This window comes from Protofrankia sp. CiP1_Cm_nod1, from assembly GCF_920888515.1.
In the GTDB taxonomy this organism is placed as follows: Bacteria; Actinomycetota; Actinomycetes; order Frankiales; family Frankiaceae; genus Protofrankia.
The window spans coordinates 1-10,159 of the sequence record NZ_CAKKTM010000170.1 but is presented as its reverse complement, the minus strand read 5'-3'; the positions used below and the strand labels follow the sequence as shown (position 1 = coordinate 10,159).

The 10,159-nt window shown below is 70.8% G+C and carries 9 protein-coding genes; 2 read left to right on the top strand and 7 right to left on the bottom strand.

All coding sequences use genetic code 11. The features are described 5' to 3' along the window. Positions 1–238 precede the first annotated feature (238 nt). The 7 genes from cas2 to cas6 form a co-directional block, all read right to left on the bottom strand. A complete protein-coding gene (cas2, locus tag NBX02_RS08205; RefSeq protein ID WP_250290729.1) occupies positions 239–502 on the bottom strand; it encodes a CRISPR-associated endonuclease Cas2 in 264 nt (87 codons plus the stop codon). A 3-nt stretch (positions 503–505) separates the two neighbouring features. Beyond that, entirely contained in the window at positions 506–1,486 is a 981-nt protein-coding gene (gene cas1b / locus NBX02_RS08200; protein WP_250290727.1) for a type I-B CRISPR-associated endonuclease Cas1b, read from the bottom strand. Further along, positions 1,483–1,956, bottom strand: coding sequence for a CRISPR-associated protein Cas4 (locus NBX02_RS08195; protein WP_445548319.1), 474 nt, complete (start codon positions 1,954–1,956; stop codon positions 1,483–1,485). The genes cas1b and NBX02_RS08195 overlap by 4 nt, the downstream gene beginning before the upstream one ends. A 194-nt stretch (positions 1,957–2,150) precedes the next feature. Beyond that, positions 2,151–5,477, bottom strand: a complete 3,327-nt coding sequence (cas3, locus tag NBX02_RS08190; protein WP_250290722.1) for a CRISPR-associated helicase Cas3' — start codon at positions 5,475–5,477, stop codon at positions 2,151–2,153. Between the two features lie 5 nt (positions 5,478–5,482). Continuing rightward, the gene (gene cas7i / locus NBX02_RS08185; RefSeq protein WP_250290721.1) at positions 5,483–6,544 is read right to left on the bottom strand and encodes a type I-B CRISPR-associated protein Cas7/Cst2/DevR; all 1,062 of its coding nucleotides are present in this window, start codon (positions 6,542–6,544) and stop codon (positions 5,483–5,485) included. Next, a complete protein-coding gene (locus NBX02_RS08180; protein ID WP_250290719.1) occupies positions 6,544–7,950 on the bottom strand; it encodes a hypothetical protein in 1,407 nt (468 codons plus the stop codon). The genes cas7i and NBX02_RS08180 overlap by 1 nt, the downstream gene beginning before the upstream one ends. 83 nt (positions 7,951–8,033) lie before the next feature. Beyond that, the gene (gene cas6, locus NBX02_RS08175; RefSeq protein WP_250290717.1) at positions 8,034–8,723 is read right to left on the bottom strand and encodes a CRISPR-associated endoribonuclease Cas6; all 690 of its coding nucleotides are present in this window, start codon (positions 8,721–8,723) and stop codon (positions 8,034–8,036) included. 412 nt (positions 8,724–9,135) lie between these two features. On the opposite strand from cas6, the gene NBX02_RS08170 reads away from it, so the two are divergent. Both NBX02_RS08170 and NBX02_RS08165 read left to right on the top strand, forming a co-directional pair. Further along, entirely contained in the window at positions 9,136–9,405 is a 270-nt protein-coding gene (locus NBX02_RS08170) for a type II toxin -antitoxin system TacA 1-like antitoxin (RefSeq protein ID WP_250290715.1), read from the top strand. 4 nt (positions 9,406–9,409) lie between these two features. After that, entirely contained in the window at positions 9,410–9,958 is a 549-nt protein-coding gene (locus tag NBX02_RS08165; protein WP_250290713.1) for a GNAT family N-acetyltransferase, read from the top strand. Positions 9,959–10,159: the final 201 nt, after the last annotated feature.

The following is a 10,159-nucleotide window of genomic DNA, read 5'->3' as shown; positions in this document are numbered from 1 at the left end:
AGATGAAATAATATACACTCTCTTTGGGTACCCCAGTTTCAATCCCTCCAGGGATGATCACGGACTGGCAAATGGGAAGCCGGGCCGACCCAAGAAAGTGTTTCAATCCCTCCAGGGATGATCACGGACCCGAGGGTGAACGTGCAGGTCACGGGGTGGTTGGGGGGCTGGGCGGAGGGGGGTTTTGCAGCGGTCCGGCGGTAGTGCAGAGCCCCTGGTCACAGCCATGATCCTTATTCTAGAGGATCGAGTCCTGGTTGCCCGTCTCGCGTCCGAGCCACTCGGTCTCCACGAGGTGCGGGGAGCGCGTCCGGTAGATCCGGATGCTGTCATAGCCAAGATCAAGGCTGGTGCGCAGGGCCGCGAGGAGCGCCCGGTACTGGGCGGCGGACAGTTCTCCTTCGAACACGCTGCGCTGTACCCAGTGCAGGTACCTGCGGCAGGTCTTCAGGACGAGAGGGTTGCGTTCGGCCGCGGTGTCGTAGACGAGAACGACGAACATGACTCACCACCACGGCCGGAAGGGCTTGTACGGCTTGTCCTCCAGGCAGAGGCGGACAATCTTGAGAGCTTCGAGATGAATGATTTCCTCGTAGGAGACCTTGCGGCGCAGTCCCCGGTGCTGAACGGTCGTGGCGAGTTCTTCCCGGATCATTGTGGCGACTTTCCTGCGGCCCTCGCGGCTGAGTGTGGCCGCTCCCACGTCCGTCTCGAAATCGGAGGGGCGCAGCGTCTTCTGTGCTGCCGCGCGGCGCAGCAGGCGCTCGGCGAACAGTGGTTTGAACGGTTCGGCCAGGTCCAGCGCGAGGGTGTTGCGGCGCCGGTCGGTGTCGGCGTGCAGGAACCCGAGCGCGGGATGCAGCGGCGTGCAACGCAGAGCGGTGAGGACGCGGGCGTAGATGATGCTGTTGGCATAGCTGACGAAGGCGTTGCCGGCGTTGCTGGGCGGCCGGCGGGTGCGGCCGGCGAGACGCAGCCAGGGTGGCAGGATCGTGTCGAGTGCGCCCCACGCGGTACGGCGGAAGTTGCCCTCGGCCCCCATGAGCTGACCGGCGCTGTGACAGTCCGGGAGCTGGCCGTTGAGGGTGTCCAGGGCGGGATCGAGCAGGTCGGTGTCGAGCGCCCACCGTACGTTCGCCGCGGTGGTGGCGACGAGCGCGCGGGCGACGGCCGTACGCCGGTCATCGTCGGCGGTGAGGGTGACCTGGCTGCGGACCACCGCCGCGGAGGACATGTCCTCGGCGGGGGTGAGCGCGCCGGCGTAGTTGCCGTAGTGGTCCAGGACGTGGACCGTCACCCCGTGCCGGCCGAGCAGGGAGACGGCCGCCGTGTTGATGTCGACATGGTCGAAGGTGACCAGGTCGCGGACGTCGGTGATCGGGATGTGTACCGGGCTGGCATCGGCTCGTTCGATGCGCAGGCTGTTGTCCTCGCGGCGGATGCGGCAGGGCTCGGTCAGCCAGTAGGTGCGGCCGGCGGCGCTCATGTCTGTCCCCAGCAGTAGTCGGTGTAGGAGCATCCCCGGCAGCGCCGGCGCTCCAGCCGCGGCGGGATCGACGTCGCCTCGATGACGGCGCGGGCCTGCCGTTCGGTGTCCAGGGCGGCGGCGCGGGCCTGGTCGTCCCAGGTCACGGCGGCCGTGCGGCGGATGAGCGGGTAGTGGACCGTCCCGCCGCGTACGTGGACCCCTCGGCGTTCCAGCAGCAGGCAGTAGTGCCGGACCTGCGCCTCGTGATCCGGCGAGGGAGCCCGGGAGGACTTGGTCTCGTGGACGACGGCGCCGGTGGTGACCCAGTCGATTCTCGCCTCGCCGAGGTCGATGTCGCGGCGGCGGGTGTAGGTGGTGGCGTCCACGGCCTCGCCGAAGGCGACCAGGTCGCTGGCCCCCTCCGGGCGGTAGCCGCGCATGTAGAGCCAGAGCTGACGGGGGCAGTGCAGCAGATACTTGATGTGCACGCCGCCGAGGCCGTCCTCCTCGGAGCCGCCGCCCCCGGGAACGCCGGCCCCGGGAACACCACCCCCGAGACCGATGTCTCCACGGCTGTTTTCGCGGCCGCCGTCCTCACGGCCGGCGCGGCTGGCACGACCGGCGCGGCTGGCGCGGCTGGCGGGGCCGGCATCGCTGATTTCGCCCGTTGGGCCGGCATCGCTCACAGGACGGTGTCCTCGAGCGCGGAACACGCACCGGGATCGGCGGGGTCCTGGTCGCGGGCGAGGTCCAGCCCGGTGTCGGGCGCGTACGGCACGTCGACGACGGGCAGGCGCAGCGCGGAGTTCCGCGGGTCGCGCAGGAACTGGACGCGCTTTCTCCCGAGAAGACCGGCGTACTGCCCGAACGCAAGCGGGATGAGCAGCCCTTCGGCAAGCAGCGGGTCGCCGTCGCGCCGGTCGGACAGCACCTGGTATTCCTCGACGTCGTCGGCGTGCAGGACGTGCACGGTGTCGAATCCCCGGTCGAGCCCGTCGGCGAATTCGCCACGGTCCTCGAAGGGCCTGTGGAAGGTCAGGAAAACGGCGGCGAACTCGTCACGGGCGTCGCGGGCGTCGCGGGCCCACCGTTGCCCCCAGGGGGTGGCGTAGACGTCCGCCAGCCAGGTGCCGGTCGTGTGCTCCGAGATCCGGGGATCCCGCAGCACGGTGCGCCGCATGGCGGCCCATGCCGCGTCCAGCGCCTCCTCCTCGTAGGGCAGGTGGGACGACACGGGATGGACGCGGAACTCGACGGGGCCGTCGGGGTGACGTCCGCGGCGGTTGACCCGTCCGGCGCGTTGGGCGACCGCCTCGACCGGCGCGAGTTCGCTGGCTCCCCGGTCGAAATCCAGGCACAGCGACACTTCCAGGGCCTGGGTGGACACGACGAGCCCGCCGCCGCGGAAAACCGGCTGGCCGGGTTCGCGTTCGGGGTGCCGGGCGGTGATGCGCCGTTCGATCCGCGCCCGGTCCCGGGCTTTGAAGCGGGAATGCAGCAGCAGCGCCGCGTCCCCGCCGCCCACGTCCGGCAGGAGATCGCGGGCGACCGGTGCCAGGCTCTCGTACAACCGCTGGGCCGTGTTCACGGTGTTGGCCACGGCGAGGACGCTGCGTCCCTCCGCGAGCCAGCCCGTGATGGTCGCCAGACTCGCGGGCGCGGTGATCGGCTCGTTGTCGAGGACGAGCCGGTGGCGGTCCGGCGCGGTGCCGGCGGCGGCGGGAACCACCTCGACCGGCGCCTCAAGGCTGTCCCGGACAAGTTCGACCATGGGCGGCGCGAGGGTGGCGGAGAGCACCGCGACCCGGCTGCCGAGCCGTTCCCACAGCCGCAGCGCGGCGCAGATCCGGCCGAAGGTGACCGGGTCGTAGGCGTGCAGCTCGTCCAGGACGAACATGGCGTTGGCCTGTTCCAGCAGGACCGAGGAGTACCGGGGCCCCGCGATGGCCGCCCGCAGCAGCTGGTGCGGGGTGGCGACCCGCACCCGTTGGGCGAACAGGCGCATGGCGCCCGCCCGGGCACGGGCCTTGCGCGCGTCGTCCGCGCCGGGGGCGCAGTCCTCCGCCACCGCGCGGGTGAGCAGCGTGCGGGCCGCGGTGGAGTGCAGCACCCCGATGTCGGGCGCGAGGCCCGTGCCCGGCGGCGGGTCGAGATCGCGGGCGAACCGGTCGACAGCCGCGTCGATGGACGCCCGGTAGGGCAGCACCCACACCAGCCGGGGCCCACCCGGCATGCTGGCGAGCTGGGTGGACGCCCAGGCCAGGCCCGCTTCGGTCTTGCCGCTGCCGGTCGGCGCGGTCAGGATCAGATGGCCGTCGACCGCGGCCGCCCGCCGCTGATGATCGTATGGTGTGGGCAGCCGGTCGAGGAACCGCCGCGGTAACGGCATGTGCCGCTGCAACGGCACATGGGCGGAGCCGGCGTGGTCGGCAAGGGTGACCGCGCCCTGGAGCAGCACCGCCAGCAGGCCGGCGTCCGGGCTGACCGGTTCGATCCAGGCATCCCGGGTCGTCATGAACAGATCGCGGGCACGCTGCCACAGCCGCCGGCCGTTCGGCCGCGGCGGCGCCGCCGTGCGCTCGGCGGTGAGCTCGCCAGTGAACCAGGCGAGCAGTTCGGCGTGCCGCGCCGGGGTGACCTGGACGCGCGGTTCGTCGGGGAGGGCGTCCGGGTTGCGGCCGAACCGGCGCTCCCAGCCGCCGTCATACGGGTAGCTGTCGGCCAGGCCGCCGCCGAGGCCACCGCTGACCGTCAGCGGCCGATGATGGAAGGCGACACCGGTGGCGGTCATGAGCCGGTCGCGGTCGGGCTGGCCGGCGGTGAGCAGGTCCACGTAGGCCAGGGAGAGCACCTCGTGCCGCTCGCCCCAGGGCGCCCTGCGCACCCGCAGCTGCCGCTGGAAGCCGGCGGCGGCCTTGCCGGCGTCGTGCAGCAGCGCGGCCCGCTCCACCCATGTCCAGAACCGTGGCTCCGCCGCGATCACCCCGGCCGGGCCGATCCGGTCGGCGACCGCGCGGGCGGCGTCGCGTACCGCCGCGGAGTGCGCCGTGAGCGTTTCGGGGTGCCCGAGCGCGGAGCCGGTGGCGGACTTCGCGAGCACCTGGTCGAGCTCACCGCGGCCCCGGGAGCCACCGGTCCCGCCCGCGCTGTCAGCTCCGCCGGCCCCGTCGGCGGTGCCAGCGGTACCGGCGCTGTGGGCGCTGTCGGTGCTGTCGGCCTCGCCAGCTCTGCCGGCCTCGCCAGCTCTGCCGGCCCCGTCGGCGTCGGCGCTGTCGGCGTCGGCGCTGTCGGGGCCGTGGAGCCAGACCGCCTCGCCGGTCTCCTCGTCACGGTAGGCGCCGTGGACCGGCCGCTTTCCCGCGGACGCCGGACACCACAGATACGATCCGTACGTCGTGTATGTACGGTCAGTACTGATGTTCTCGGCGAGGCGTACGGATACCGCCTGCGGTGCGGTGTGGCCGTCCGGCGGGGCCAGGGCGTGGCCGACCGCGGCCTCCGCGGCCGGGCGCAGCACCGTCCACCGGGGCCGGCCCCGCAGGTGCACCAGGTCCTGGGAACGCCCGAGCCGCAGCCCCCAGACCGGCCGGCGCAACGCGGCCTCGATCCGCCGGCCGGCCGCGCCCGGGATCCACAGGGTCACCCGCACGCCGGTGAGGAACGGCCGTTCCCGGACGGTGGCGCCGCCCTTCCCCGGCGCGACCCGGCCGCCGACGGCGGGATTGCCGCCGTCGGCGGCGATCGGATGGTAGGTCTCCAGGTCGACACCCTCGCCCGCGGCGCTCGCGGCCATGCCCAGCCGCACCGGCTCGCCGGGACGGCCGGTGGCCGCCGCGAGCATCCCCCGCACCGTCGACAGGGCCGGGACCGGGAGGCAGCGGGTGACCCCGGGAAACATCGGATCCCGGAACGAGGCGACCGGCGCGAACAGCTCGACCCGCAAGGCCTCGACCGCGGCCCGGCCCCGGTCCCCGTCCCGGTCCCCGTCCCCGTCCCTGTCCCTGTCCATCGGCTTCACCGCGCCGGGTCGTCGAACCAGGCGTCGTGCCGCCCGGAACGGACCCGTGAGGCAAGCGCGAGCAGCACCGTCCGCGGATGGTCGACCACCAGCTGTCCGGTAGCAATCTCCTCGGCGAGGTCGGCCTCGAACTGCTTGCGCAGGACGTCGCGGAACCCGGGCCGCCAGCCGACGAGCACCGGCGCCTCCCATTCGCCCTGCCAGGCGGCCAGTTCCCGGCGCAGCACCTCACCGCGGACCTGCAGACCGCTGCCGTCCTCGGCCCCGTCTATGACGAAGCCGAGCGGGTTCACCCCGCCGGCCATCGGCACCACGGCGATCAGCGCCGGGAGCCGGTCACCGTAGTGCAGGGCCTTCTTCGCGCCGCCGGCGAGCTCCGCCAGCGCCTCGAACAGGACCGCGACCCGCTCCCGGCGGGCGGCCAGCGGCAGGCGCACCGCCGTGTACCCGCGGAACGCCTGGGTGGTGGCGCCGGCCTGTACCGCCGACGCGATGCCCAGCGCGGTTTTCTCGTCCAGGTAGTTCGGCCGTCCCGAGCCGTTCGCCGCCGGCAGGGTGAACGTGCCGACCCGCGGGACGTCCAGCAGGAAAGGCGCGGCCAGATCGGCGGTGTAGAACTCGTGCGCGTGCAGCACCGGCTCGGGAATGTTCCGGGACATCACACCGAAGTCCTCGGTTGGCCGTGCCGGTTCGACCGCGAGGAACGTGCCCACCATGAACGGGGTGTCCCGTACGGTCGTCGCCTCGTTGTCGGATTTCGCCGTGGCCTTCATGTAACCGAACAGGTCGTCGTCTGCGTACCGGATCGGGTCCGCGGCCGTGGTCGCCTTCTGCGCCTTGTTCTGCGCCTTGCCGACCCGCTCGGTCGGCGACGGCACCGACCCGGCGGCGGTCATCGTGTCCCGCAGCCACCGGCGGAACGCCTGCGCGGACACATACGGGTAGTCACGGCCCCGGATCCGGGTTTTCTTCACCCGGCCGGTCGTCCCGTCACCAGCGCCGTTGTTCGGCGCGCCCGCCTCCACCGCGAGCACGATCTTGCCTGCCAGAAACGCCATCAGGCGTACCCCCCGTCACTGTCGTCATCGTCTTCGTCCGGGTCCGGGCCGAAGCCCACCAGAGACCCGTCCTGTGCATCGGAATCGTCGGAGTCGGCGTCGGGATCGGTCCCGTCTGCGTCGGCGGTGTTTTTCTGTCCGATCTGCGCGCCGCGCGCGACCAGCGCGGCGACGACCTCGAAAAACAGCTGCCCACGCAGCCGCCATCCCTGCGGGCTCGAGGCGAACAGCGCCCCGGTCACTCCGGTTATATCCGACGGGTGGGCGCCGTCGAGCAGCAGCCGGGCACTCGCCTCCATCAGCAGCCGTTGCAGCGCGAACGCCCTGCCGGCCACCCGCCGGTATTCGTTGAACCGTCCGCGCGGATTCCTCTCCGCGGTGATCCAGTCGACCAGCAGCTCGGTGACGGGTTTCAGCTCACCCGCGTCCATTCCACACATCTCCTTCAGATACAGCGCGGACAACGCCCGCCAGTCCCGCAGCGTCGCCGCCGAGGTCTTCTCCACCGAGTCACGGCGGTTGAACAGCTCCGACAGCAGCCGGTCCCGCTGGTCGTTGACCGGCTCGAACAACGTCCGGGCAATGGCGTCACGGCCGTCGCGGGCAACCGTTCCGTCCGCGGCACGCCGGGTCAACGCGCGCTGGAGCTGCCGCCAGCCCCGGTTGGCGCTGGTGTCCGCGGGCAGGGCCCGCAGGAATCCCACGACCGCGAGGCGGGTGGCCGTGACACGGAGCCACGGCTCCTGGTTGTCGTTCTTGAACATCCACAATGTCGTGGTGACCGGCCGGGGCTCCGTGTCGGGCCGTGTCGCGTAAGTTCGCAACGCCCACACCGTCACCGCCTCCGGTGAGGCGTTCGACGGCAGCGAACTGAAGCCGGTCTGCTGAATCCGGGCGGCGCGCTCGCGGTTCTTCGCTACGAAATCCCGTTCGACCGCGTCGCTGTCGCAGGTCAGCACCGTCGCGGACCCGGCTGTCACCGCGGCGCCGTATGGCATCGCCCACACCGCGATCCGGCACGCCCGGCACACCGGCCAGCCCACGGTACGCGGCGGCAGCGTGTTGAGGAACTTCGTCGTGTCGAACATCGGCAGCATCGACTTCGACCACAGCACCCCGGCCGGCACACCGCAGAAAACGCACGGCCGCAGCGTGGCGTCCGCCTGTTCCACAGCGAAGAACCGCTCCACCTCACCGGTGAGCACGGCGGCGTCCCGGGGACGGCTCGCGTGGGTCGGCTTCGCGTTCGGGAAAAGCGCGTACAGCACCTTCCACCAGTCGTAGGCCGGGTGGTTCTTGTCCGCGGTGGAGGCCCGCACGACGTCACGCACCAGCTTCGCCGCGACATCGTCGAGATCCGTCAGCGTCACGTCAGCGGGATGGCCGCGGCCCGCGAGAAACGCCACCGCCCACGCGCCGGTACGTTGAACCGGATGATGCGTGAACGGTAATATGCCCGCCCGCGGTGTTTCCCTGTCGAGTAGACCGGTCATCGGATCCAGCCGAAACCCTGGTTCGTGTTGAGCCCCAGACCCCATTCGTAAAGAGCGTCGAGCAACGTGGACGAGGCGCGCACCCGCAACTGGACGGTGCTCCCGTGCCGCGGCGCACGCTGCACCAGGAACTTGCGCGGATAGCCGTGCGACAGCACCTCGGCCTCGACCTCGCCGGGCAGCCCCAGCACGTCCGCCTTGTGCCGCAGGTTGTGGCACAGCCGCTCCACATACCGCGGATGACCGGGGTGGATGAACTGGTCCTCGAACTTCACCAGCACCGGCGTCACCGTCGAAAAGACGGTTTCCCCCGAACCGTGGTCCGGCACCGGCTCCAACCGCACGCCCCGCACCCGCAGCGGAACCGTGCCCCAGCGGATGTCAGCCCGTCCTGCCACACCCGCCAGCAGGGCCGCGGCCACCCTCGGCACCGGGGAACCGAACCAGACCGAACCGTCACCCGACGCCCCGTACACCCCCGTACGCCGGCCCGCCCCCCGAAAACACGGCGAGGACAACCCCAGCGGACGCAGCGGACTGCCCGCATAGCCATGATCGTGCAGCTCGGCCGCCAACGCCTCGTCCTGGGCGCGGATCAGATCATAGGCAACCCCCCGTGCCGGACTGAACACCTGCGGCCACGGAATGCTGTCCACCTCGGCGGCAACATCCACCCGAAACCTCATACAGCTCCCCCATCCCCTCGCGCCCCGGTCCTGCCTACCGCCGGCGCCGCGACCTTGCGTCCACCGCCGGCGCCGCGCACCCGTATCCCCGAAGCCGTCACATCACATCCATCAGTTACTGACGGACGACGGAGCCGACAGCCCGCTCGAGCTCCGTTCGCCCGATTGTGACGCACGCCACGCAGCATCATGATCTGGGCTGCCCGGAGCGACAACAAGCCAACGGCCGGACACCGAAGATCGACAGTCCGAGGCCGGTGAGATCCGTAAGGTCGAGCTGAACAGGCTCTACTCGCTGCCCCGTGGAGGACGACGATCGATGAGCTGCCTGCGCATCCCCCAGCCGTGGCCATCGGGCAGAACCGGGATTGATACTCCAGCCTTGTACTGTCATCGTGAGTACATGACGGAGATGAAGGCGGACCGCCTCCAACTGCGGATCGACGACGCCTCCAAGCGGCATCTCGAACAGGCCGCAGCAGCGGCGCACCTGTCGCTGTCCGCCTTCGTCCTCCAAGCCGCACAGCAGCGAGCCGACGAGGTACTCGCCGACCGCGCCCTTGTCCACCTGCCACCACGAGCCGCCCAGAACTTCCTCGACGCGCTGGACCGCCCAGCGACGGCGAGCCCTGCGCTACGCGACGCACTCGCCGGCCCGGTCGACGTGACCTGGGCCGACTGACCGCGTGCCCGAGCTGCGCCGACCGGCCCTTCTGGGCAGGCACCACGACCGCACCCAGCTCGACTCCGGCTCGCCCTCCCTCGACGACTGGCTCAGACGCCAGGCATCGCAGAGCCGCCGCGCTGACACCGCGGCGACGTGGGTGGTGGCGGACACCGACGACCGCGTCGTGGCCTACGTGGCGATGTCGATGAGCGCCGTCGACGTCTCTCGGGCGCCGGGCGCACTTGCCGCGCGAGGGCTGACGCAGATCCCCGTGCTGCTGTGCGGCCGTCTCGCCGTCGACCAGCGATACACCGGACACGGTCTCGGTCGGGTCCTCGTCCGGCTCCTGCTCACCAAGACCGTCGATCTCAACCGGACCGCCGCCTGCCGAGCGGCCGTCGTGCACGCCCTCGATGACCGCGCCCGCGCCTTCTGGGAACGCTTCGGTTTCTCACCGTTCAGCGACACCCCCGACGAACGCGACCTCTACCTGCTCATAAAGAACACCACCACAACCCTCGACGGACTCCACCACAACCGCGACACCCCAGCAGCACCACCACAATGATTTCACAACTCCAACTCGACCACAAAAAGCCCAGACGAGCCTTCAGAAATAATCACAGAAACGATATCCAACCCAAATCACCACTCACACATCCAGACCTATTTCAATCCCTCTCCAGAAATGATCACGGACCCGCACCGGGACAGTTGGCCGCCCGCCGATGACCCGGACGCTTCAATCCCTCCAGAAATGATCACGGAC

Bases quoted from the DNA above. Each gene is read 5' to 3' on its own strand.
- cas6 (WP_250290717.1), bottom strand. From the start codon at position 8,723: ATGAGGTTTCGGGTGGATGTTGCCGCCGAGGTGGACAGCATTCCGTGG.
- cas7i (WP_250290721.1), bottom strand. From the start codon at position 6,544: ATGGCGTTTCTGGCAGGCAAGATCGTGCTCGCGGTGGAGGCGGGCGCG.
- cas1b (WP_250290727.1), bottom strand. From the start codon at position 1,486: ATGAGCGCCGCCGGCCGCACCTACTGGCTGACCGAGCCCTGCCGCATC.
- cas3 (WP_250290722.1), bottom strand. From the start codon at position 5,477: ATGGACAGGGACAGGGACGGGGACGGGGACCGGGACGGGGACCGGGGC.
- NBX02_RS08170 (WP_250290715.1), top strand. From the start codon at position 9,136: ATGAAGGCGGACCGCCTCCAACTGCGGATCGACGACGCCTCCAAGCGG.
- cas2 (WP_250290729.1), bottom strand. From the start codon at position 502: ATGTTCGTCGTTCTCGTCTACGACACCGCGGCCGAACGCAACCCTCTC.